This window comes from Pseudomonas sp. SORGH_AS_0211 (assembly GCF_031453455.1).
In the GTDB taxonomy this organism is placed as follows: domain Bacteria; phylum Pseudomonadota; class Gammaproteobacteria; order Pseudomonadales; family Pseudomonadaceae; genus Chryseomonas; species Chryseomonas aestiva.
In genome coordinates, this window is record NZ_JAVIZV010000001.1 from 2568100 (window position 1) to 2591288 (window position 23189).

Consider the following 23189-nt stretch of genomic DNA (forward strand, 5'->3'; position numbering starts at 1 on the left):
GCAAAAACCCTCCATTGCGGAGGGTTTCTGGTGAAGATGGTGGGTCGTGTGGGATTCGAACCTACGACCAATTGGTTAAAAGCCAACTGCTCTACCGACTGAGCTAACGACCCGTTAGTGGCCGCCATTCTAGCGATTTTCTCAGGAGAATCAACACCCTAGATGAAAATTTTTTACTGGTAGCGTGTGGGGTCGGAAATCTTGGCTGCCCTGAAGCCTTCGGCGCGCAGGCGGCAGCTGTCGCAGCGCCCGCAGGCCTTACCTTCGTCGTCGGCCTGATAGCAGGACACGGTCAGGCCATAGTCCACGCCCAGCTGGCTGCCAGCCTGGACGATCTGCGCCTTGGAGAGGAATTGCAGCGGGGCTTCAATCTTGAAGGCATCCCCTTCCACACCGGCCTTGGTGGCGAGATTGGCCAGGCGCTCGAAGGCTTCGACGAATTCCGGCCGACAATCCGGATAACCGGAGTAGTCCACCGCGTTCACCCCAATGAAGAGATGGCGGGCACCAAGCACCTCGGCCCACCCCAGGGCCAGCGACAGGAACACGGTGTTGCGCGCCGGCACGTAGGTGACGGGAATGCCCTCGCCCGGCGTCTCCGGGACGGCGATATCCGGATCGGTAAGCGCCGAGCCGCCGATGCCGTTGAGATCCAGGCCGATCACCTTGTGCTCGACGACTTCCAGCTGACGCGCCACGCGCTCGGCGGCCTGCAGCTCGGCTCTATGGCGCTGACCGTAGTCGAAACTCATGGTGTAGCAGGCGAAGCCCTGGGCCTTGGCCATGGCGACGATGGTGGCGGAATCCAGGCCGCCAGAAAGAAGGATGACCGCTTTAGGCTGATTCATGCTCAGTGTCCCGGCTCGTCGTTCCAGAGAATCTTGTGCAGCTGCAGCTGGAAACGCACCGGGAGGTTGTCCGCCACGATCCACTCCGCCAGCTCACGTGGCACCACCTGGCCATGGCTGGGCGAGAACAGTACCTCGCCCGCACGCTGTTCCAGGCGATACTCGATCAGCTTGGAAACCGCCCAGTCATAGTCCTCGCGGGAGCAGATGACGAACTTGATCTGATCGTTGGGCGTCAGGTGGTCAAGGTTGGCGTACAGGTTGCGCCCCACCTCCCCCGACCCCGGTGTCTTGAGGTCGACGACTTTGCTGACGCGCACGTCCACACCACTGACATCCAGGGCGCCACTGGTTTCCAGGGACACCTGGTAGCCCGCTTCGCACAGTTGCTCGAGCAGCTTGAGGCAATTGGGCTGGGCCAGTGGCTCGCCACCGGTCACGCAGATGTGCCGCGGCCGGTAGCTCGCGACCTGCTCCAGGATGGCATCCAGGTGATGGATCTCGCCGCCGGTGAAGGCATAGGCCGTGTCGCAATAGTGGCAGCGCAGGGGACAGCCGGTGAGGCGGACAAAGACGGTGGGAAGACCGGCGGTGCGGGCTTCACCCTGGAGCGAATAGAAGATTTCGGTAAGACGTAGGGTATCTTTTTGCATGGAAGCCACGGGCGTGACGGCTACACAGGCCATCCGCCTCCGTTGCGGTAGATAGAAGAAAAAAGCCTGCGCTAGGGCAGGCTTTTCAGATCCCGCTGCGCCAGCTGCGCAGCGGAGGTTCCGGGATACTGGCTGATGACCTGCTGATACATGCCCTTGGCCCGATCGGTGCGGCCGAGCTTCTGCTCCACCCCACCCAGTTTGTACAGCGAATCCGGCACCTTGTTGCTGGTGGGATAGGCCTGACTGACCTTGGCGAAAGCCTGGCCCGCGGCCTGCAGATCGCCCTTGGCCAGATTCACTTCACCCAGCCAGTATTGGGCATTGCCGGCGTACTGGCTGTTGGGATACTTGCGCAGAAAGGCGTTGAACGCCTGACTGGCCTTGTCGAAATCCTTGGCTTTGATCAGATCGAAGGCAGCGTCGTAGTACAGCTTTTCCTTCGCCGGATCGCCCGGTTCGCTGCTGGCGGCCGGTGCCCCTGCGGAAGCTGGCGGAGTCGGCGTATTGTTGGCCGCGATGGCACCGCCCTGGGCGGCACCCGCAGCGGCTCCGGCACCGGCACTGGCAGGAGCGGAAGAAAGCTGGGAAATACGGCCATCCAGATCCTGGTAACGATCCAATCCTTCCTGCTTGAGCTGGCGGATCTCGTTTTCCTGAACCTCGACTTGGCCACGCAGGCGCGCGATATCGTCCTGCATCTGTTGCAACTGCATGAACAATTGACCCATGCCGGAAACGGGAGCCCCGTTTCCGGCACTGGCCGCGCCTGCGTTGCCATAGCCTTGCCCAGCGGACTGGGCAACGCCATAACTACCATCCTGTACGGGAACCTGAGCCCCGGCGACAACCGGTACACCGAGGGTCAGGGCGATCAAGAACTGCAGGCGCTTGGACATCGTTTATTACTTCTTCAGCTCGACGCGACGGTTCTGAGCCCAGGAAGCCTCGTCGTGACCGACGGCAACCGGACGCTCTTTACCGTAGGACACCAGCTCCAGCTGAGCCGGGGACACGCCCTGCAGCACCAGGTAGCGCTGAACGGCCTTGGCACGACGCTCGCCCAGCGCCAGGTTGTACTCGCGGGTACCGCGTTCGTCGGTGTTGCCTTCCAGGACGACGCGCTGGCCGCTGGCCTTCAGGTCACGGGCGTGAACGTCCAGAGCGCGCATGGCTTCCGGCTTCAGGTCGGAGCTGTCGTACTCGAAGTAGAAGGTGGTGATGGCGCGCAGAGCGGCTTCGTCACCCATGCTGCCGTCGACGGCACCCGAGTTGGCGCCGTAGCCAGCGTTCGGGTCGACAGCACCGGCGCCAGCGCCAGCACCAGCGCCTTCACCGGAGGCGTCGCCGCCCTTGGAGGAACAGCCCACGGCCACGGCCATGGCCAGAGCCAGTGCAGCGAACTTGCCGAATTTCAGCATTTCCATCATGTAACTCCTAAAAGAACCGCAATGTTGGTGTAACTAAGGACTTTTCTAATTAGCCGTCAGTTCAGGTAAGGAGACCAGGAAGGCTCGCGCACGTCACCCTGGGCGGTGGGAATAGGAATCCGGACGCGACCATTGATGGAGACAAGCATCAGTACGCCTCGGTCCTGCTGGCGGGTGGCGTAGATTAGCATGGTGCCATTGGGCGCAACAGTGGGCGAGTCGTTGAGGCTGGTGTTGGAAAGTACCCGCACAGAGCCGCGCTGGAGGTCCTGCGCAGCGATCTGGAAGTTGGTGAAACCTTCCTGACGATGCACCATGACCAGGGTCTTTTCATCCGCCGAAAGTTTCGGGTTGGCGTTGTAGTTACCGACGAAAGTCACGCGCTCAGCGCCCCCGCCATTGGCACTGGTCTTGTAGATCTGCGGCTTGCCGGAGCGGTCGGAGGTGAAATAGATGGTCTGGCCGTCCTTGCCCCAGAAGGGCTCGGTATCGATGGCGGAGTCATTCGTCACGCGACGAATGGCACGCGAGCCGAGATCCATCACATAGATTTCGGGGTTGCCATCCTTGGACAGCACGAAGGCCAGACGATTGCCATCGGGCGAAAACGCCGGCGCGCCATTCAGGCCTTCGAAGTTGGTCAGCTGCTCGCGGCGACCGGTGTCGATGTACTGCATGAAGATGCGCGGACGCTGCTGCTCGAAGGAGACGTAGGCGATGCGCTTGCCGTCCGGCGCGAAACGCGGCGACAGGATCGGCTCGCGCGACTGCAGCAGGGTAACGGCGCGCGCACCGTCATAGTCGGCGCGCTGCAGGGTGTAACGGGTGTTGGTGGCGGAGAAGCGCTCGGCGGTCACATAGAGGATACGCGTCGAGAAGGCACCTTTCACCCCGGTCAGCTTTTCATAGGCCTGGTCCGAAATGAAGTGCGCCATGTCGCGCAGCTGGTCGGTGCTGCCGCCGACGTTGCCGGTGAGGACCTGCTGCTCGGTGGAGACGTTGAACAGGGCGTAGCTGATCTGCAGCCGGCCACCGTTGGGCACGACGTTGCCCACCAGCACGTAGTTGGCGCCCAGCGCCTTCCAGTCACGGAAGATGACTTCGCTGGCCTGGCTTGGCTGGCTCAGCATGTTCTGGCGCGGAATCGGCGAGAACACCCCGGAATTGCGCAGGTCGTCGCTGACGATATTGCCCAGGTCTTCCGGCAGCGGCTGACCACCCTGCCAGCCGAAGGGCACGACGGCGATCGGAATGGCGCGATCACTACCGCTGGAGATCACCAGCGGATCGGCCGCCTGGGCGGAGCCCACCACCAGGACCAGGCCCAGCAGGATGTAACGGATCAGGGTGTTCACAGACTCAGGTCCTCCGGTTTGAAGATCATGCGGCGCTGACGGTACAGCTGATCGAACGTCTTGCGATCCAGCTGCTGCAGCTCACGGATACGACCGACATTACGCACGGCCGATACCGCTGAATTATCGAATTCCTTGTTGCCACTGGAGCGGGTCACCGTCGCGCTGGTAATGGTGCCGTCGGGCAGCATGTTGATCTGCACCTCGACGCTCATGCCGTTGCGCGCCGACTGCGGACGCGTCCACTGCTCGCTGACCAGACGTACGATCAGGTCATCGAAGCTCGATGCCACCTCGTCGCCCTGCTCTTCGGCCAGTGCCTGCTGCCGCTGGGTATCATCGGACAGCAGCTCGGCCAACGCCTGCGCCTTCTTGTCTTCCGCCGCCTTGCGTGCAGCTGCCTGGGCAGCCTTCTTCTTGGCGTCGTCCGCCGCTTTCTTCTTGGCGGCCTCGGCTGCAGCCTCTTTCTTGGCCGCTTCTGCCGCCGCCTTCTGCTTGGCCTCTTCCGCCGACTTCTGCTTGGCCGCTTCGGCCGCCGCCTTCTTGGCCGCCTCGTCGGCTGCCTTCTGCTTGGCGGCTTCGTCGGCCTTCTTCTTGGCGATATCCGCCTGTTTCTTCTGCTCGACAGCCTGCTTGGCTTCCGCAGCCGCCTTGGCGGCCTCGGACTGTTTCTCGGCCTCAGCCTTGGCTTCGGCGGCTTTGGCCGCCGCTTCCGCTTGCTGCGCCTTTCGAGCGTCGTCGGCTTTCTTTTGTTCCGCGGCCTGTTGCTGGGCTTCCTTCTGTTGCTGAGCCGCCTTGGCCGCCGCCGCTTCGCGCTGGGCTTCCTGTTGCTCGCGACGCTGCTCCAGCTGCTCCTGCTCGTACTGTTTGGCCGCGGTCTTCTTCGCCTCCCCCGCCAGTTTCTGCTCGGTCTGCACCTGCGCGGAACTCTTGGACTTGAGCTGGACCAGCGTGGCCTGGACGACCGGGCGCGACTGGGGCAATTCGGGGGTGAAGGCGAAGCTGACAAACAGCAGGCCGAAAATCAGCACATGCAGGGCGACTGCCCAGATGACCGGCCAGAAATAACTTTCGGACGACGAACGCTCGCGGTGTCGCATCAAGGCGCCTCGGTAATCAACCCGACGTTGGGCACGCCGGCCTGTTGCAAGGCACCCATGGCGCCGGCGACGACACCGTAGTTGGCAGCCTTGTCACCCCGGATGAACACCTGGGTGTCCGCCCGCTGACGCATGATGGCACCGACCTGCTGACTCAGTTGGGGCAGCGACACCGCGGTCTCGGACTTGGCCTTCTGATCGGTATCCACCTCGGAACCGACGTTCCAGTAGTAGGTACCGTTGGCCTTCACCGAGACGGTGAGGATCTGCTTGTCGTTGTCTTGCGGCAGGGCCTGACTGTCGACCTTGGGCAGGTCGACCTTGACGCCCTGGTTGAGCATGGGCGCCGTCACCATGAAGATGACGAGGAGCACCAACATCACGTCGATGTAGGGCACCACGTTCATCTCGGCGACGGGCTTGCGTTTCTTGCGGCGAGGGACCATGGGATACCTCTTTATTCGTCGCTGGTGTGGACTTTGCGGTGCAGGATGGCCTGGAATTCGTCCGCAAAGGTGTAGTAGCGGTTGATCAGCATTTCCGAGCGGGCAGCGAAGCGGTTGTAGGCCACGACGGCGGGAATGGCGGCGAACAGACCGATGGCGGTGGCGATCAGGGCTTCGGCGATGCCGGGAGCCACGGTGGCCAGGGTCGCCTGCTGGGCGGTGGACAGCCCGCGGAAGGAGTTCATGATGCCCCAGACGGTACCGAACAGACCCACATAGGGGCTGGTGGAACCGACGGTGGCCAGGAACGGCAGGGCCTGATCGAGTTTTTCTTCCTCACGGGAGATGGCGACGCGCATGGCGCGCGAGACGCCCTCCATCACGGCATCGGGATCCACGCCGGGCTGCTGACGCAGGCGGGAGAATTCCTTGAAGCCGGCGCGGAAGATCTGCTCGACGCCGGAGTCCGGATCGGGGTTGCTGCCGGCCTGGCGATACAGCTTGGACAGATCGATGCCCGACCAGAATTTCTCTTCGAAGGCATCCAGGGAACGCTTCGCGGCGCGCATGGCATTGCCACGCTGGATGATCATGATCCAGGACGTGACAGAGGCTGCGACCAGGATGAGCATCACCAGTTGCACCACCAAGCTGGCGTTGGCGATGAGGCTCCACATGGACGTATGGTCGACGTTGGGTTGCACGCTTAATCTCCTGATTGAATTGACGCCGGATTTCCGGCAAGAACCGTTCGCATGGCTTCGGGCATCGCCCTGGGCCTGAAGCTGTCAGCACGCACGCAGGTGACCGTCACCCACCCTTCACAGAGCAGGACATCGTCCCTGGCGCGCCGGACCTCCTGGTGAAACCTGAGGCTGGCGCGCTTCGCCTCGACCACCTCGGCCCCGATCAGCAACTCGTCATCCAGTCGCGCGGGCGCATGGTAGCGCGCTTCGCTGCTATGGACGACGAACAGCAGACCATCCCGGGCGAGTTCGGACTGGGCATAGCCCAGCGCGCGCAGTCGCTCGGTGCGGGCGCGTTCCATGAACTTGAGGTAGTTGACGTAATAGACGATGCCGCCGGCATCGGTATCTTCGTAGTAGACACGACACCTGAGGACGGACGGCGACGGGCTCCGCGATTGCGCGTGCATACTCTAGAACCTAGCCTCGCCGTTGCCAATCAGAAATGTTCGCAACTGCATTTAATTACCATTGACCTCGAACAGATCGGGTGTACCACCCTGAGCCAGACGCGTCGGCAGATTGAGCCCGAAGTGCAGATAGGCATGCCGGGTCACCACCCGTCCGCGCGGCGTGCGCATGATATAGCCTTGCTGGATCAAATAGGGTTCCAGCACGTCTTCGATGGTGTGACGCTCTTCGCTGATGGCGGCAGCGAGGCTGTCGACGCCCACCGGGCCACCGTCGAACTTGTCGATCATGGTCAGCAGTAGCCGGCGATCCTGGTGATCGAAACCCTGGGCGTCGACGTCCAGCAGATCCAGGGCACGACTGGCGATGTCATGGCTGATGTGACCCTGCCCGCGCACCTCGGCGAAGTCCCGCACCCGCCGCAGCAGGCGATTGGCGATCCGCGGCGTGCCGCGCGCCCGGCGGGCGATTTCCATGGCCCCTTCGGCTTCGATGGCGAGACCGAGGATACCGGCCGAGCGAGTGACGATGGTGGCCAGGTCCGCGGTGCCGTAGAACTCCAGACGCTGGACGATCCCGAAGCGATCGCGCAGCGGATTGGTCAGCATGCCGGCGCGGGTGGTCGCGCCGACCAGGGTGAAGGGCGGCAGATCCAGCTTGATGGAACGAGCCGCCGGGCCTTCACCGATCATGATGTCGAGCTGGTAGTCCTCCATCGCCGGATAGAGCACCTCTTCGACGATGGGCGACAGCCGATGGATCTCGTCGATGAAGAGCACATCGCCCGCTTCCAGGTTGGTCAGCAGCGCGGCGAGATCGCCCGGGCGCTCCAGCACGGGGCCCGAGGTGCTCTTGAGGGAAACCTGCATTTCCTGGGCGATGATGTTGGCCAGGGTGGTCTTGCCCAGGCCGGGCGGGCCGAAGATCAGGGTGTGGTCGAGGGCCTCGCCCCTGCCCTTCGCGGCCTGGATGAACAGACCCATCTGGTCGCGCACCACCGGCTGGCCGATGTAGTCGGCCAGGCGCACCGGACGGATGGCGCGATCCTGGAATTCTTCACGGTCGCGGCCAGTGCCCGAGATGAGGCGATCGGTTTCTATCATGGGATCAGACCATGCCCTTCAGGGCGCGACGAATGAGTTCCTCGCTGGAAAGGTCATCTCCTTCCACGGCGGCGACGGCGCGACTGGCTTCCTGGGGCTTGAAGCCCAGGGCGACCAGGGCGCTGACCGCATCGGCCTCGGCGCTGGCCACGACGGCGGCCTGGTTCGGCAGGACCAGGGGAGCGATGCCGGGCAGGCTTTCCCAGGCCTTGAAGCGGTCCTTCAGCTCGACCAGCAGGCGCTCGGCAGTCTTCTTGCCCACCCCCGGCACCTTGACCAGGGCGGCCGTGTCCTGGGCTTGCACACAGCGAACCAATTCATCCACCTCGAGACTGGACATCAACGCCAGGGCCAGCTTGGGGCCGACACCATTGAGCCGGATCAGCTCGCGAAACAGCTCACGCTCGCGCTTTTCCCCGAACCCATACAGCAGTTGCGCATCTTCCCGTACCACGAGGTGGGTATGCAATGTGACGATTTCACCCTGGGCCGGCAGCCGATAAAGGGTCGTCATGGGCACTTCGACCTCGTAGCCGACTCCGCCCACGTCGAGCAGGAGATGCGGCGGCTGCTTTTCCGCCAGGGTGCCACGTAGACGACCGATCACAGGGTTACCTTCCTAACGTTGGAGCGAGAGGGTTGAGCGAACAGGACTAGAGCCGCAGACGACCGCCACGGCGGCGGGTGGCCAGTAGGCCATGAGGCACCAGGCTCTGCCGGGTATGGGCATGGCACAGGGCGATGGCCAGGGCATCGGAGGCGTCGATCTGCGGCTTTTCGGTCAGCCGCAGCAGGTGCATGACCATCAGCATCACCTGCTGCTTGTCCGCCCCGCCGTTGCCGACCACGGCCTGCTTGACCTGGCTCGCGGTGTACTCGGAGATCTCCAGGCCACCCTCGGCGCCGGCGACGATGGCCGCACCCCGGGCCTGACCCAGCTTGAGCGCCGAATCGGCGTTGCGCGCCATGAACACCTGCTCGATGCCCATGGTGACCGGCCCGTACTGGGCGATGACGTCGCGCACGCCGCGATAGACGATCTGCAACCGCTCGGGCAACGGACCGTTTCCCGTACGGATGCAGCCGGAGGCCACGTATTCGCAGCCCCGCCCGGTGTCGCGCACCACGCCGAAGCCGGTCAGCCGCGAGCCCGGGTCGATGCCCAGCACCAGGGTGCCGGGCGCATCGGGAGGCAGGCGCTCGTAGAGGGACATCAGCCGAGCTGCGCCATGACATCCTCGGGGATGTCGGCGTTGGAATAGACGTTCTGCACGTCGTCCAGGTCTTCGAGCATGTCGATCAGCTTGAGCACCTTCTGCGCGGTGTCCAGATCCAGGGTCGCGGAGGTCGAGGGGATCATGGTCACCTCGGCTTCGTCGGCCTTGTAGCCGGCGGCGGTCAGGGCTTCGTTGACGGCGATGAAGTCGGCGAAGCTGGTGAAGACGTCGATGGAGCCATCGTCGTTGGCCACCACGTCGTCGGCACCGGCTTCCAGGGCGGCTTCCATCAGGGCGTCTTCGTTCAGGCCGGGGGCGTAGCTGATCTGGCCCTTGCGCTCGAACAGATAGGCCACCGAACCGTCGGTACCCAGGTTGCCACCGCACTTGTTGAAGGCGTGGCGGACTTCGGCCGCGGTACGGTTGCGGTTGTCGGTCATGGCTTCGACGATGATGGCGACACCGCTCGGGGCGTAGCCTTCATAGGTCAGTTCCTCGACGTTCTCGCCTTCGCCGGCACCCACGCCGCGGGCGATGGCCCGGTCGATGGTGTCACGGGTCATGTTGGCGGTCAGCGCCTTGTCCACCGCCAGGCGCAGGCGGGGGTTATCGGCTGGAACGCCGCCGCCCTGGCGCGCGGCCACGGTCAGCTCACGGATGATCTTGGTGAAGATCTTGCCTTTCTTGGCATCCTGGCGTTCTTTGCGATGCTTGATGTTGGCCCACTTGGAATGACCGGCCATAAGCTACTCCAATGTCTTGACGAAGACGGCACCGGCGGCGAGGGCCGCGGCGCACTGAAAAGGGAAACGGAGGGCATCCACCCGGGCGCCCTCCGCCGATAGGACTTATTCCGCCTTGGGCTGCTCGCGCAGGCGGATGTGCAGCTCGCGCAGCGCCTTGGCATCGACGGCGCCGGGCGCCTGGGTCATGACGTCAGCCGCGCTCTGGGTCTTCGGGAAGGCGATGACTTCACGAATAGACGAGGCGCCGGTCATCAGCATCACCAGGCGATCCAGGCCGAAGGCCAGGCCACCATGGGGCGGTGCGCCGAACTTCAGGGCATCCAGCAGGAAGCCGAATTTCTCTTCCTGCTCCTCGGCGCTGATGCCGAGGACCTCGAAGACGGCCTGCTGCATCTTCTTGTCGTGGATACGAATGGAACCGCCGCCCAGCTCGGTGCCGTTGAGCACCATGTCGTAGGCCCGCGACAGGGCTGCGCCCGGATTGGCCTTGAGCGCCTGCGGGTCGCACTTGGGCGAGGTGAAGGGGTGGTGCATGGCGGTCAGGCTGCCATCGTCGTTTTCCTCGAACATCGGGAAGTCGACCACCCACAGCGGCGCCCACTGGCAGGTCAGCAGGTCGAGGTCGTGGCCGAGCTTGATGCGCAGCGCGCCCAGGGCTTCGGAAACGACCTTGGTCTTGTCCGCGCCAAAGAACACGATGTCGCCATCCACCGCGCCGACGCGGTCGAGGATGACATTGATGTTGTCCAGCGGGATGTTCTTGACGATGGGCGACTGCAGGCCCTCGACGCCGGCGGCGCGCTCGTTGACCTTGATGTAGGCCAGGCCCTTGGCGCCATAGATGCCGACGAACTTGGTGTAGTCGTCGATCTGCTTGCGCGGCATGCTCGCCCCGCCCGGTACCCGCAGGGCGGCGACGCGGCACTTGGGATCGTTGGCCGGACCGGCGAAAACCTTGAAGTCGACGTCCTTGAGCTGGTCTTCCACGTCCACCAGTTCCAGCGGGATGCGCAGGTCCGGCTTGTCGGAACCGAAGCGACGCATGGCTTCGGCCAGGGTCATGTGCGGCAGCTCGCCGAACTCGACGTCCAGCACTTCCTTGAACAGGTTGCGCACCATGGTCTCGGTGATGTCCATGATGTCTTTTTCATCGAGGAAGCTGGTCTCGATGTCGATCTGGGTGAATTCCGGCTGGCGGTCGGCACGCAGGTCTTCGTCACGGAAGCACTTGGCGATCTGGTAGTAGCGATCGAAGCCGGCGACCATCAGCAGCTGCTTGAACAGCTGGGGCGACTGCGGCAGGGCGAAGAAGCTGCCGGGATGGGTGCGGCTGGGCACCAGGTAGTCGCGGGCACCCTCGGGGGTGGCCCGGGTCAGGATCGGGGTCTCCACGTCGAGGAAACCGTTTTCGTCCAGGTAGCGGCGGATGCTGGAGGTGATGCGCGAACGCAGCTTGAGCTTCTCGGCCATCTCCGGACGACGCAGATCGATGAAGCGATAGCGCAGGCGGGTCTCTTCGCCGACGTCGGTGTACTCGTTCAGCGGGAACGGCGGGGTTTCCGCCTCGTTGAGCACTTCCAGCTCGTAGCCCAGCACCTCGATGGCGCCGGAGGCCATGTTGGCGTTGCGCGCGCCTTCGGGACGCAGGCGCACCTTGCCGGTGAGCCTGACGACGTACTCGCTGCGCACGCGGTCGGCCTTGGCGAAGGTTTCGGCGCGATCCGGATCGAACACCACCTGGGCCAGGCCTTCGCGATCGCGGATGTCGAGGAAGATGACCCCGCCGTGGTCACGGCGGCGGTGGACCCAACCGCAGAGGGTGATTTCCTGGCCGTCCAGGCTCTCGTTCAACTGGCCGCAATAGTGGCTGCGCATCATGGTCGTGGTTTCGCTTCTCTAGAACAGGCTGAATGCGTGGAGGCGCCGGGCCGGCAGGACCGGGCGCTCGACTGAACGGGAGATTCTATATCATCCGTCACGATTTTACCGTAGCCGGGCGCGCAGCTCGACGTGCGAACACTGGCTAAACGGCCAGCGGTTCTGTGATAGCCTCGGAGCCCTTCGCAACCGACGCACAGGAGCCGTCAGCATGGAAATCAACATCGGAATCGCCGAACAGGATCGTGCCCAGATCGCCGAGGGCCTGTCGCGCCTCCTGGCCGACACCTACACCCTGTATCTGAAGACCCACAACTTCCACTGGAACGTGACCGGGCCGATGTTCAACACCCTGCACCTGATGTTCGAGACCCAGTACACCGAGCTGGCGGTCGCCGTGGACGACATCGCCGAGCGCATCCGCGCCCTCGGCTTCCCGGCGCCGGGCACCTATGCCGCCTACGCCCGGCTGTCGAGCATCAAGGAAGAGGAAGGCGTACCGGACGCGCAGGAGATGATCCGCCTGCTGGTGCAGGGGCAGGAAGCCGTGGTGCGGACCGCCCGGGGCATCTTCCCGCTGCTGGACAAGGTCAGCGACGAGCCCACCGCCGATCTGCTGACCCAGCGCATGCAGACCCACGAAAAGACCGCCTGGATGCTGCGCAGCCTGCTGGCCGCCTGAGTCCGGCCACCGTCGCGGGTCGCAGCCCGCGACGGTGCCACGATTGAGCGGCCCTCACCTTTTGGGTTTAATAAGGACGCGCTTTTCGCGCCGGGTCATTCCGCTGTCGGGCATCGCTCCGGCAGTTTCGGCAGACCCGTGTTATCTATCCCAAGGTGATTTCACATTGAACACGTTATCTACTGTCCATGTCGTGGTGGGCGCCGCTGCGCTCCTGTTATCGGCGATTCCCGGACTGCAGTCCGACACCTCGTCCTTCGATCAACCCGAGTCCATCCACCTGGCCCTGCTGGGTCTTGCCACCCTCCTCTTCACACCCTTCTCCCGTAGCCGCAGCAGCGGTGCCCAGAAACTCGCCAGCGCCCTGCTGGTGCTCGCCGTCGTGGCCCAGACCTTCATCCTGCTGGCGCCCCTCGAGCAGATCGGCGGCCTGCCGGCCGAGCTGCTGCCGCTGGGTCTGACCCTGGTCGCCGCCCTGGCCAGCCTGCCGGAGAAGTTTCGCGCCCCGGCCGGCAGTGCCCCGGTAATCGATGCCGAGGCGCGCCCGCGCCAGGTGGCGCGTCCGGTGCCCGTTGCGGCCGCCCCGGCACGCCCGCTGGCCGATGACCGCGAGCGCGGCACGGTGAAGTGGTTCAATACCTCCAAGGGCTTCGGCTTCATCTCCCGCGACACCGGCGACGATATCTTCGTGCACTTCCGCGCGATCCGCGGCGAAGGCCATCGGGTGCTGATGGAAGGCCAGCGCGTGGAGTTCTCGGTGATCCAGCGCGACAAGGGGCTGCAGGCCGAAGACGTCATCATCGCCGCCTGATCCCTTCGTCAATGAAAAAGGCCGCCCTCGGGGCGGCCTTTCTTTTTGGGCGAACGTCAGGAACAGGCGTTACTGGCGCTGAGCCTCGGCGGCCTTGCTGTCGGTCATGCCGGTGGTATTGCCCAGCAGGCTGGCGGTAGCGGTCTGGATGAAGGCTTCCAGGCGCTTCTGCAACTCGGGCGCGCTGGCATCGCCCTTGAGCACCTCGCCACCGGCCTGGGTGCCCAGGTGATAGCGATAGAGCACGGCGTCGCGATCACGCGGCTTGACCAGGATGCGATCGCCGGTGACCAGGGCCACGGTCTGGTCGCTGCCCGACGGCTTGATCACCGCCACGCCCGGATCGCCCTGGGGCAGACCCAGCAGGTCGCGGCCCCAGCACTGGTGCTGGGTCGGCCGGCCGAAGCGGGCCAGCACCGTGGGTACCACGTCGATCTGGCTGCCCACGGTGTCGCGCCGGGCGCCAAAGGTTTCCTGCACGCCCGGACCGATCAGCAAGAGCGGCACGTTGAAGCGCGACAGGTCCATCTCGGTGATCTGCTCGTTGTTGCCGAAGCCGTGGTCACCGACGATGACGAACAGGGTGTCCTGGTACCAGGGTTCGTGCTTGACCTTGGCGAAGAACTGCCCCAGCGACCAGTCGGCATAGCGCATGGCGGTGAGGTGCTCGTCGAGCGAGCCGTGGCCGGTGACCGGGGTGACCGGCAGGTCCTTGGGCAGTGCATAGGGGGTGTGGTTGGACAGGGTCTGCAAGAGCGCATAGAAGGGCTTGCCGTCCGGCGCCTTGGCCAATTTGTCCAGTTCCTGCACCGAGCGGTCGAACATGTCCTGGTCGGAGACACCCCAGGTCGGGTCCATGAACACCGGATTGACGAAGTCTTCGCGACCGACGAAGCGGGTCATGCCCTGGTTGCTGAAGAAGCCGGACTGGTTGTCCCACTGGAAGTTGCCGTTGTAGACGTAGACGTCGTCGAAACCCCGGGTGCTGAGCAGTTGCGGCAGACCGGAGAACTGGTGGGCGCCCTCGGGCATGCGCATCAGGTACTCGAAGGCCGGCAGATTGGGGAAGCAGGCCATGGTGGCGAACATGCCCTGGTGGGTGTGGGTGCCGTTGGAAAAGAAGCGGGTGAACAGGGTGCCCTGCTTGGCCAGGGCGTCGAAGTTGGGGGTGATGCCGTCTTCGTTGCCCAGGGCACCGATATAGCGACCGGCCATGCTTTCCATGAGGATCACCACCACGTTGCGCACCTTGGGCAGCTGGCCGTCGGTGGGCGGGGTGTAGATCCGGCGGACGGCGGCCTTGTCGGCGTCGATCAGTTCGTCACGCGGGGTCAGCAGCAGTTGCCGGGTGGTGGCCAGCGCCTCGGCGGCCGGCATGGTGGCCTTCCAGCTGTTGTCGCGGTGATCGGAGAAGCTGTTCTCGGCGGCATTGATCAGGGTCAGGGTACCGTTCAGACCTAGGTGGTTGGCGAACATCGAGTCGGTGGTATAGGCGTCGCCCCAGCGCAGCGGCGGCCCGGATCTCAGGGTGCCACGGGCGGCGACGACCGCCACCACCAGGCAGAGCATGAAGACCGCGCCCCGGCGATACCAGGCGGCCGGTCGCGCCGCGGCATGACGCCGGGTGGCCCGCTCGACGCCAAAGAACACCAGGCCCAACAGCAGGGTCGCCACGGCCCAGGCCAGCAGCAGGCGCACCACCGGGAAGCCGTTCCAGATCATGCTGGTGACGGTGTGCAGGTCTTCCTGCATGTACTGGAACACCAGGCTGTTCAGGCGCTGGTGGAATTCGCGATAGAAATTCAGCTCGCCGACGCCCAGCAGCAGGCAGAGGCTGGCGGCCAGGGTGAACCACCCGGCCTGCAACCGGCGCGCGGCCATGGCTCTGGCGCTCAACAGACAGAGCAGCGAGGGCACGCAGATATAGACCACCAGGCGCAGGTCGAAGCGCGCGCCGTTGAAGAAGGCCTCGGCGAAGGTGGCGAAGGGTGAATCGCCGATCAGGTCGGTGTTGTAGCCCAGCAACGCCAGGCGCAGCAGGGTGAACATGACCAGCAGCGCCAGGCCGCAGCCCAGGACGAAGCTCAGGTGGCTACCCAGCGTCGGCACCGGCCGGATGCCGGGGGTGCGCGGGGATTGGGGGACTTCCGTTTGCGACATGAAAACACCTTGTCAAAAGCAGCAGGGATTCGCGGCGCGTGGCCAGCGGCTCGGGATCGGCCACGCAGAGGCCTCGGGCGCGGTCGGCAGGCGTGGGAGTTTAACCCTCCGGCGCGATCGCGCCAGTCTTGGCCGCTCGGGCTTGGCCGAAGCGAGACCTCCACCGCGCCGTCAATCGCCCAGCCTGAGCAGGAGCTCGTCAAAATTTCGTCAAGGACTGCTCTGGTTGCGACGTCAGCACAGGCATGGGCGGCAGCCGCCGCTTGCAGTAAAATCCAGCACCCTTGACCGCTCCAGTGCCGTATTCAGGATGTCCCATGGCTCACCGTGACGCTCTGCAGATGCTTCGCACCTACCTGACCAGCCAGATCCTTGGCCAGGAAACCCTGGTGGAGCGCCTGCTCATCGCGGTGCTGGCGGATGGTCATCTGCTGGTGGAAGGTGCCCCGGGGCTGGCCAAGACCAAGGCCATCAAGGACCTGGCGGAAGGCCTGGAGGCCGATTTCCACCGCATCCAGTTCACGCCCGACCTGCTGCCGGCCGACATCACCGGCACCGAGATCTATCGCCCCGACACGGCGACCTTCTCCTTTCAGCAGGGGCCGATCTTTCACAATCTGGTGCTCGCCGACGAGATCAACCGGGCGCCGGCCAAGGTGCAGTCCGCGCTGCTGGAAGCCATGGCCGAACGCCAGGTGAGCATCGGCCGCACCTCCTATGCCCTGCCCGACCTCTTCCTGGTGATGGCCACCCAGAATCCCATCGAGCAGGAAGGCACCTATCCGCTGCCCGAGGCCCAGCTCGATCGCTTCCTGATGCACGTCAAGATCGGCTACCCCGACGCCTCGGTGGAGCGTCGCATCCTGGCCCAGGCCCGCGGCGAAGCCCTGGACGGCGAGACCCTGCCAACCGAGCGCGTCACCCAGGCGGAGATCAATGCGGCTCGTCGCGAGGTGCTCGGGCTGTACATGGCCGATGCCGTGGAGGAATACCTGGTCCAGCTGATCATGGCGACCCGCACCCCGGGGCGCTTCGACCAGGACCTGGCGCACTGGATCACCTATGGCGCCAGCCCGCGTGGTTCCATCGCCCTGGATCGCTGCGCCCGCGCCCATGCCTGGCTGGCCGGGCGGGACTTCGTCAGCCCGGAGGATATCCAGGCGGTGGTCTTCGACGTCCTGCGCCACCGCGTCATCCTGTCCTTCGAGGCGGAAGCCGCCGGCATCGATCACGACCGGGTGGTGCAGCGCATCCTCGATCTGGTGGCCGTGGCCTGAGATGGCCGAGCGCAACGGCGTGACCCTGAGCCTGGCCGAGCTCATCGAAATGCGCCACCGGGTGGTCGAAGTGCAGCTGTTTTCCGCCGCCGGACGCCGCAGCCCGCTGATCGGCCTGCACCATTCGCGCCTGCGCGGCCGCGGGGTGGATTTCGACCAGGTGCGCGCCTATCAGCCCGGCGACGACGTCCGGGCCATCGACTGGCGCGTCACCGCCCGCACCCGCGAACCCCATACCAAGCTGTTCCATGAAGAGCGCGAGCGCCCGGTCTATCTCCTGCTGGAGCAGAGTCCGCGCACCTTCTTCGGCACCCGCCAGCAATTCAAGTCGGTGCTGGCCGGTCGGCTGGCCGCGCTGATCGGCTGGGCGGTGCTGGAGCACAACGACCGTATCGGCGGCATGATCTTCGGCGGCGAACGCCTGCACGAGGTGCGCCCGCGACGCAGCAAGCAGAATCTGCTGCGCTTCTTCGATCACCTGATCAACGCCAATCGGGCGCTGCAGGACCCGGCCCTGGCACAGGTGCCGCGCATCACCTTCAACCAGGTCCTGCGCCGTGCTCGCGAGGTGCTGCGTCCCGGCAGCCTGGCGCTGGTGATCTGCGACGAGCGCAGCCTGGACGTGGCCACCGAGCAGCACCTCACCCTGCTCTCGCGGCACAGCGACCTGGTCCTGCTGCCGCTCTCCGATCCGCTGGATCATGAGTTGCCCCAGGCCGGCCTGCTGCGCTTCACCAGCGGCCAGGCCGAGGTGGAGCTGGATACCGATCGCGCCGACGTCCGCCAGGGCTATGCCGAGCAGGCCGCGCAGCGCCGCGAACGCTGGACCGAGCTCAGCCTGCGCCTGGGCATCCCGCTGCTGCCGCTGTCCACGGCGGACGATCTGGTCGAGCAGTTGCGGCATCTGTTGCGGCAACATCGCCCGGGGTACACCTCGTGACCCCGGGCCTGCCGACGCTGGAGCCGCTGCGGCTGCCACCGGAACCGGCCTGGTGGCCACCGGCGCCGGGCTGGTGGTTGCTGCTGCTGGTCGTGGTGGCCCTGGGTTTCTTTCTGCGCCACCGTCACGGCCGGCGGCCGCTGGACAGCGCCCTCCCCGTCGAGGCGACCACCGAAGAGGATCTGCGTACCACCGCCCTGGCCGAACTGGCCCGCCTGCCACGTCCCTATGGCGCGCCAGCCGGACCCTGGCTGCAGGCGTTGAATGCGCTGCTCAAGCGCCTCTGCCGCGCCAGCTATCCGGATCAGCTCAGCCAGACCCTGAGCGGCCGCGACTGGCTGGCCTTTCTCGATTCGCGCTGCCCGGCGGCCGGCCTGACGCGCTACATGATTCTGGTCGACGGCGGCTATCGCCCGGACTGCCGGCTGAATGACCGCGTCATCGACGGCCTGCAGGAGGCCGTCGCCACCTGGATCCGCAAGCATGTTTGAATTCGCCTGGCCCTGGCTGTGGCTGCTGTTGCCGCTGCCCTGGGCGTTGCGCGTGCTGCTGCCCGCGGCCGACAGCGGCCAGGCGGCCCTGCGCGTGGAATTCCTCGGTGAACTCGAACACTTGGGCGGACGCATCCGCCACACCGGCGGCCTGAGCGGCACCCGCCGCCTGCTGCCCTTTCTGCTGGGCTGGCTGCTGATCCTGGCCGCCGCGGCGCGCCCGCAATGGGTGGGACCGCCCCAGCCGCTGGACGTGAGCGGGCGCGACCTCCTGCTGGCGGTGGACGTCTCCGGGTCCATGGACACCCCGGACATGCAGCTGGGCGACGAGAATGTCAGCCGCCTGACGCTGGTCAAGCAACTGCTCGGCCGCTTCATCGACAGTCGCCAGGGCGATCGTGTCGGCCTGATCCTGTTCGGCTCCCAGGCCTATCTGCAGGCGCCCCTGACCGCCGACCGACGCACCGTGCATGCCCTCCTCGAAGAAGCCCAGATCGGCCTGGCCGGGCGCAACACGGCGGTGGGCGACGCCGTGGGGCTGGCGGTCAAGCACCTGCGCAAGCGACCGGACAACAGCCGCACCCTGATCCTGGTCACCGATGGCGCCAGCAACGGCGGCGTGGTGACGCCCGAGGTGGCGGCCAGCCTGGCGGCCAGCGAGCGGGTGCGCGTCTATACCCTGGGCATCGGCGCCGATCCGGATACCCTCGGCGCCGGCGCGACACCCAGCGATCTCGACGAACCCATGCTGCGCCACCTCGCCGAGGTCACCAACGGCGCCTATTTCCGGGTGAGATCCAGCACCGAACTGGCCGCCGTGTCGCGCCAGCTCGATCGCCTCGAACCCATCCGCCAGCAGCCGGACCAGGCCCGTCCCACCCGTGAACTCTATCCCTGGCCGCTGGCCGGGGCGCTGCTGCTCGGCCTGGCCCTGGCGCTCGGCCGCCTGCCGTGGCCGCAGCGCTGGCAGCGGGGAGGCAAGGCCCGATGAACGACTGGCTGCCGCTGTTCCTGCGTCCCGGGTGGCTACTGGCCCTGGTGCCGGTCGCCCTGGTGATCGGCTCGCTGCGCCGGCGCCGGCATCGCCACGGGCGCTGGCAGGCGCTGCTGCCTCCGGCGCTGCAACCCTGGCTGCTCAGTGACAGCGATCGCCAGCGCTCGCCCCTTGGCCTGGTGCTGCTGGGCCTGGCCGGGGTGCTGGCCTGCCTGGCTCTGGCCGGTCCCAGCTGGCAGCAGGGCGAAGCGCAGAGCTTTCGCCGCAACGATCCGCTGGTGGTGGTGCTGGCGCTAACGCCCGATCTGCTCGCCACCGACGTCACCCCGAACCGCCTGCTGGCCGTGCAGCGCAAGCTGCAGGACCTGCTCAAGGCGCGCCAGGACGGCGAGACCGCCATCGTCGTCTATGCCGGCAGCGCCCACACCCTGGTGCCCCTGACCGACGACCTGCCAACCATGGACAACCTGCTCAAGGCGCTGCGGCCGTCGATCATGCCGGTGCCCGGGCAGCGCGCCGACCTGGGCATCGCCCAGGCCCTGGAGCTGCTCGGTCCGGCGCCCAGCGCCAGCGCCCGGCTGCTGCTCATCGCCAGCGACCTGGACGACCGCGAGCGCCTGGGCCTTGAGCGCCAGCTGCAGGGTCGACTACGCCAGCTGGCGATCCTCGGCCCGGGTACGCCCCAGGGTGCCCCGGTGGCCGCCGAGACCGGCAACTACCTAAGCGACGCCGCCGGCGGCATCCGCATCGCCCGACTGGACGAAGGCCACCTGCAGGGCGTCGCCCAGGCGCTGGGCGGACGCTATCAGCGCTTGCAGCGTGACGACAGCGACCTGCGCCGTCTCGGCCTGCTGGAGCGTCCCGGCGCTGTGCGAGCCAGCGAAGGCCAGGCCCCCTCGGACTGGCGCGACCAGGGTTACCTGCTGCTGCTACCTCTGCTGATCCTGGTCGCCTGCGGCGCGCGCCGCGGCTGGCTGCTGAGCCTGCCCTTCTGTCTGCTGCTGACGCCCCCTCCGGCGCAGGCCGGCAGCTGGGACGACCTCTGGCTGCTTCGCGACCAGCAGGCCCTGCAGCTGCTGGCCGACGACCAGGCCGGCGCGGCCGCTGACCTCTTCAGCGACGAGCGCTGGCGCGGCGTGGCGCTCTACCGCGCCGGCGACTTCAGCGGCGCCGCCGCGGCCTTCGCCCGGGATCCGTCGGCGGACGGCCACTACAATCGCGGTAACGCCCTGGCCATGGCCGGACGCCTGGACGAGGCCCTGCGTGCCTACCGGGCGGCGCTGGTGTTGCGCCCGGATCTGACCCCCGCCCTGCGCAATCGCAATCGCCTCGAACGCCTGCTGGCCCAACGCGCCGCAGCCCAGGCCGAGGCCGCCGCCCGCAGTCGCAAGGCGCAGAACGCCAGCCAGAGCAGCGCCCAGGCGGACGAGCCGGCCAATAGCAGTACCCCGCCGTCCGCTGCAGCCGCCGCGGCCAGCCCGCAGCCGCAGGCCCAGGCCGGCGCGGACTGGCTCGTCAGTCCCGCCTATGCCGAAGATCCGCTGGCGGAAGAACAGCGTCAGGCCGCCGAGCAGTGGCTGCGAGAGATCCCCGACAACCCGGCCGAGCTGTTGCGCCGCAAGTTCTGGTACCAGCAACAACAACGCGAGGAGAACGCACTGCAATGAAGTCCTATCCGTTGCTGCTGCCCCTCGCGCTGCTCGCGCCCTTGCTCCAGGCGGCGGATCTCAGCGCCCGCCTGGAGCGCAACCAGCTCAGTCAGAACGAGACGTTGGAGCTCATCCTCGAGACCACCGACCCCGCCCAGTTCGGCAAGCCCGATCTCGGCCCGCTCGAGCAGGACTTCCGGGTGCTCGGGGTACGGCAGAACAGCCTGCCGCCCGGCGAGCGGGTGACCACGCGCTGGAACGTGACCCTGCAACCCAAGGCCAGCGGCGCCCTGACCATTCCTGCCCTGACCCTGGACGGCGCCCGCAGCCAGCCGCTGACCGTTACCGTGGAAGCCACTGCCGCCAGGCGCCAGACCCGCGAACCGGTCTATCTGGAAGCCGCGGTGGAGCGCACCCGGCTCTATGTGCAGGCGGAGACCATCCTGACCATCCGCCTCTACCACGCCGTGGCGCTCTATGACGACCATGTGCTCACCCCGCCCAATCCCAGCGATGCGCGGGTGGATCTGCTCGGCACTCCACAGGTCTACGAGCGCGACGTCGAGGGGGTGCGGCATGGCGTGATCGAATGGCGCTACGCCATCCATCCGCTGCAGAGCGGTACCCTGGTCCTGCCACCCCAGACCTTCAGCGCCACCCTCGCCGGTGGCCTCGACGACAGCTCGCGGGCTGGCCAGCCGATCCAGCTGCGCACTCCGGCGCTGACCCTGGAGGTTCTGCCACAACCGGCCAGTTATCCGCCGCAGACGCCCTGGGTGCCGGCGCGCAGCCTGACCCTGACGCAGCAATGGAATCCCGCGCCGGAAGAGGCCCGCGAGGGCAGCGCCCTGACCCGCACACTGCAGCTGCGTGCCGAAGGCCTGGCACCTGGTCAGCTCCCCCCGCTGGTGCTGCCCGAGATCGAGGGCGTGAAGCGCTATGCCGAGCAACCGCGGCTGTCGCTGCAGACCCAGGCGCGCGGGCTGGTCGGGCAACGCGAGGAACGGGTCGCCCTGATTCCCACCTCCACGGGTGACAAGGTCCTGCCGCCGGTGGAGGTGGTCTGGTGGAACACCGAGACCGATACCCTCGAGCGGGCTACCCTGCCCGCCCAGCCCCTGGTGGTCGCCGAGGATCCGACGCTGCAACCGGTGGCATCAGCGGCGGCCAAGATCACCGGCAGTGACCGGGGACTCTGGCGCTGGCAGCTGGCGACGGCCTTCTTCGCCCTGACCACCCTGCTCGGCTTCGGCCTCTGGTGGCGCGCCCGCCGTCAGCCGGCGGTGTTGCCGACCGTGCCCGATCTCGACAGCCGCCTGCAGCGCGAAGAGCTGCGCCGCGCCTGCCAGAGCAACGATCCCCACGTCACCCGTCATGCCCTGGACGCCTGGGCCCGACAGCAACCGGAAACCCTGGCGGCCATGGGGGCACGTTTCGAGCCCCTGGCCGCCGCGCTCGACGACCTCAACGGGGCGCTCTACAGCGAAGCCGGTCAGCGCTGGCAGGGCGAGACGCTATGGCAGGCGATCAATGCCCTGCCGCCGCTGACGCCGGCAGCCGTGCACGACACCCTGCCACCGCTCTATCCGCGCTGAGCGGCTTCTTCCAGCTGCGCCAGGCGCTCTTCGAGGGCGGCGATGCGGGCTTCCAGCGCCTCCAGCCGGCCTTCGCGTCCGCCGGCAGGGGTAGCGCTCTCGGCGGCACTACCCAGCTGCGCGACCTGGGCATCGCGTTCTGCCGCGTTGCCGAACAGATGCAGATAACGCTCTTCGCGCTGGCCAGGCTGTCGCCCCAGGCCGGTGGCCAGGCCGCGGGCGATCAGGCGCTCCAGGTGGTGGCGCACCTGCTCGGTATCATCGAAGGCGTGCATCCGGCCGCTGCGGGCCAGCAATTCGCCCAGGGTCTGGGGCCCGCGCAGGAACAGCAGGGCGCAGAGCACCCACTGGGGTGGAGGGAGTTCCAGGGCCCTGTCCAGCCGCTGTTCCCAGCGATCCGCCCGGCTGCCCATGACCAGGCGGGCCAGGCCGCGGTCCTCCAGACGTCGCAGTCCCTGCCCCACTTCGCCCGGGGTGAGGTTGAGCACCGGCTCGCGGCTGGTCTTCTGGTTGCAGGCCAGCACCAGGGCATTGAGGGTCAGGGGATAGCTTTCCGGGGTGGTCAGCTGCTTCTCGATGAGACTGCCGAGGACGCGGATCTCGGTAGCCTCCAGCGGCTCCTCGGCAAAGGCGGGGGTGACTGCTTGGCTCATGGCG

Annotated in this window: 24 protein-coding genes, 1 tRNA gene and 1 pseudogene; 9 read left to right on the forward strand and 17 right to left on the reverse strand. The window is 66.3% G+C overall.

The annotated features are described in order from the left end of the window. Positions 1-37: 37 nt before the first annotated feature. The 15 genes from QE393_RS11875 to aspS all read right to left on the reverse strand — a co-directional run bounded on the left by QE393_RS11875 (position 38) and on the right by aspS (position 11933). Positions 38-113 (reverse strand) — tRNA-Lys (locus QE393_RS11875). A gap of 60 nt (positions 114-173) precedes the next feature. After that, positions 174-848, reverse strand: a complete 675-nt coding sequence (gene queC / locus QE393_RS11880) for a 7-cyano-7-deazaguanine synthase QueC (RefSeq protein WP_310043665.1) — start codon at positions 846-848, stop codon at positions 174-176. Between the two features lie 2 nt (positions 849-850). Next, complete coding sequence (queE, locus tag QE393_RS11885) at positions 851-1501, reverse strand: 7-carboxy-7-deazaguanine synthase QueE (protein WP_310043667.1); 651 nt, start codon at positions 1499-1501, stop codon at positions 851-853. Between the two features lie 71 nt (positions 1502-1572). Further along, positions 1573-2400 (reverse strand): tol-pal system protein YbgF, encoded by an 828-nt coding sequence (ybgF, locus tag QE393_RS11890; RefSeq protein ID WP_310043669.1) that lies wholly within the window; start codon positions 2398-2400, stop codon positions 1573-1575. Between the two features lie 6 nt (positions 2401-2406). Then, positions 2407-2928 (reverse strand): peptidoglycan-associated lipoprotein Pal, encoded by a 522-nt coding sequence (gene pal / locus QE393_RS11895; protein WP_007160328.1) that lies wholly within the window; start codon positions 2926-2928, stop codon positions 2407-2409. A 59-nt stretch (positions 2929-2987) separates the two neighbouring features. Next, positions 2988-4286, reverse strand: a complete 1299-nt coding sequence (gene tolB / locus QE393_RS11900; RefSeq protein ID WP_133861224.1) for a Tol-Pal system beta propeller repeat protein TolB — start codon at positions 4284-4286, stop codon at positions 2988-2990. Beyond that, on the reverse strand, positions 4283-5389 hold the full coding sequence (tolA, locus tag QE393_RS11905; protein WP_252977172.1) for a cell envelope integrity protein TolA: 1107 nt from the start codon (positions 5387-5389) through the stop codon (positions 4283-4285). The genes tolB and tolA overlap by 4 nt, the downstream gene beginning before the upstream one ends. Next, entirely contained in the window at positions 5386-5832 is a 447-nt protein-coding gene (gene tolR, locus QE393_RS11910; RefSeq protein ID WP_133861225.1) for a protein TolR, read from the reverse strand. The genes tolA and tolR overlap by 4 nt, the downstream gene beginning before the upstream one ends. 11 nt (positions 5833-5843) lie before the next feature. Further along, positions 5844-6536: a protein TolQ gene (gene tolQ, locus QE393_RS11915; RefSeq protein WP_133861226.1), complete on the reverse strand. Its 693-nt coding sequence runs from the start codon at positions 6534-6536 to the stop codon at positions 5844-5846. A 2-nt stretch (positions 6537-6538) separates the two neighbouring features. Continuing rightward, positions 6539-6988 carry a tol-pal system-associated acyl-CoA thioesterase gene (gene ybgC, locus QE393_RS11920; RefSeq protein ID WP_310043672.1) on the reverse strand — a complete coding sequence of 150 codons (450 nt, stop codon included), beginning with the start codon at positions 6986-6988 and terminating at the stop codon, positions 6539-6541. A 51-nt stretch (positions 6989-7039) separates the two neighbouring features. Further along, the gene (gene ruvB, locus QE393_RS11925; RefSeq protein ID WP_133861228.1) at positions 7040-8092 is read right to left on the reverse strand and encodes a Holliday junction branch migration DNA helicase RuvB; all 1053 of its coding nucleotides are present in this window, start codon (positions 8090-8092) and stop codon (positions 7040-7042) included. A 4-nt stretch (positions 8093-8096) separates the two neighbouring features. Then, entirely contained in the window at positions 8097-8699 is a 603-nt protein-coding gene (gene ruvA, locus QE393_RS11930) for a Holliday junction branch migration protein RuvA (protein ID WP_310043673.1), read from the reverse strand. A 46-nt stretch (positions 8700-8745) separates the two neighbouring features. Continuing rightward, positions 8746-9306, reverse strand: a complete 561-nt coding sequence (gene ruvC, locus QE393_RS11935) for a crossover junction endodeoxyribonuclease RuvC (protein WP_007160336.1) — start codon at positions 9304-9306, stop codon at positions 8746-8748. Further along, on the reverse strand, positions 9306-10052 hold the full coding sequence (locus QE393_RS11940; RefSeq protein ID WP_273807596.1) for a YebC/PmpR family DNA-binding transcriptional regulator: 747 nt from the start codon (positions 10050-10052) through the stop codon (positions 9306-9308). The genes ruvC and QE393_RS11940 overlap by 1 nt, the downstream gene beginning before the upstream one ends. Positions 10053-10157: 105 nt before the next feature. After that, a complete protein-coding gene (gene aspS, locus QE393_RS11945; RefSeq protein ID WP_310043677.1) occupies positions 10158-11933 on the reverse strand; it encodes an aspartate--tRNA ligase in 1776 nt (591 codons plus the stop codon). A gap of 211 nt (positions 11934-12144) precedes the next feature. Here aspS and QE393_RS11950 point away from each other — a divergent pair, with 211 nt between their 5' ends. The 3 genes and pseudogenes from QE393_RS11950 (at position 12145) to QE393_RS11960 (ending at position 13426) form a co-directional block, all read left to right on the forward strand. Beyond that, positions 12145-12615, forward strand: coding sequence for a Dps family protein (locus QE393_RS11950; RefSeq protein WP_132832088.1), 471 nt, complete (start codon positions 12145-12147; stop codon positions 12613-12615). A 34-nt stretch (positions 12616-12649) separates the two neighbouring features. Further along, positions 12650-13090, forward strand: a pseudogene (locus tag QE393_RS11955) (cold shock domain-containing protein membrane protein); the annotation flags it as partial. Positions 13091-13210: 120 nt separating this feature from the next. Continuing rightward, the gene (locus QE393_RS11960; protein WP_166655908.1) at positions 13211-13426 is read left to right on the forward strand and encodes a cold shock domain-containing protein; all 216 of its coding nucleotides are present in this window, start codon (positions 13211-13213) and stop codon (positions 13424-13426) included. Positions 13427-13495: 69 nt separating this feature from the next. Here the strand turns inward: QE393_RS11960 and QE393_RS11965 are convergent, their stop codons facing one another. Continuing rightward, complete coding sequence (locus QE393_RS11965) at positions 13496-15586, reverse strand: LTA synthase family protein (protein ID WP_310043680.1); 2091 nt, start codon at positions 15584-15586, stop codon at positions 13496-13498. Between the two features lie 317 nt (positions 15587-15903). Between QE393_RS11965 and QE393_RS11970 the strand changes: the two genes are divergently transcribed. The 6 genes from QE393_RS11970 to QE393_RS11995 are packed head-to-tail and all read left to right on the forward strand — an operon-like array spanning position 15904 to position 22532. Then, entirely contained in the window at positions 15904-16863 is a 960-nt protein-coding gene (locus tag QE393_RS11970; protein ID WP_133862363.1) for a MoxR family ATPase, read from the forward strand. Between the two features lies 1 nt (position 16864). Next, positions 16865-17803 (forward strand): DUF58 domain-containing protein, encoded by a 939-nt coding sequence (locus tag QE393_RS11975; protein WP_310043683.1) that lies wholly within the window; start codon positions 16865-16867, stop codon positions 17801-17803. Further along, the gene (locus QE393_RS11980; protein ID WP_310043685.1) at positions 17800-18294 is read left to right on the forward strand and encodes a DUF4381 domain-containing protein; all 495 of its coding nucleotides are present in this window, start codon (positions 17800-17802) and stop codon (positions 18292-18294) included. Before QE393_RS11975 ends, QE393_RS11980 begins: the two co-directional genes overlap by 4 nt. Further along, positions 18287-19285: a VWA domain-containing protein gene (locus QE393_RS11985; RefSeq protein ID WP_310043686.1), complete on the forward strand. Its 999-nt coding sequence runs from the start codon at positions 18287-18289 to the stop codon at positions 19283-19285. Before QE393_RS11980 ends, QE393_RS11985 begins: the two co-directional genes overlap by 8 nt. Further along, the gene (locus tag QE393_RS11990) at positions 19282-20955 is read left to right on the forward strand and encodes a tetratricopeptide repeat protein (RefSeq protein ID WP_310043688.1); all 1674 of its coding nucleotides are present in this window, start codon (positions 19282-19284) and stop codon (positions 20953-20955) included. The genes QE393_RS11985 and QE393_RS11990 overlap by 4 nt, the downstream gene beginning before the upstream one ends. Next, positions 20952-22532, forward strand: coding sequence for a BatD family protein (locus QE393_RS11995; RefSeq protein WP_310043690.1), 1581 nt, complete (start codon positions 20952-20954; stop codon positions 22530-22532). The genes QE393_RS11990 and QE393_RS11995 overlap by 4 nt, the downstream gene beginning before the upstream one ends. Here the strand turns inward: QE393_RS11995 and QE393_RS12000 are convergent. After that, entirely contained in the window at positions 22520-23185 is a 666-nt protein-coding gene (locus QE393_RS12000) for a DUF480 domain-containing protein (protein ID WP_310043692.1), read from the reverse strand. The genes QE393_RS11995 and QE393_RS12000 overlap by 13 nt on opposite strands. Positions 23186-23189: the final 4 nt, after the last annotated feature.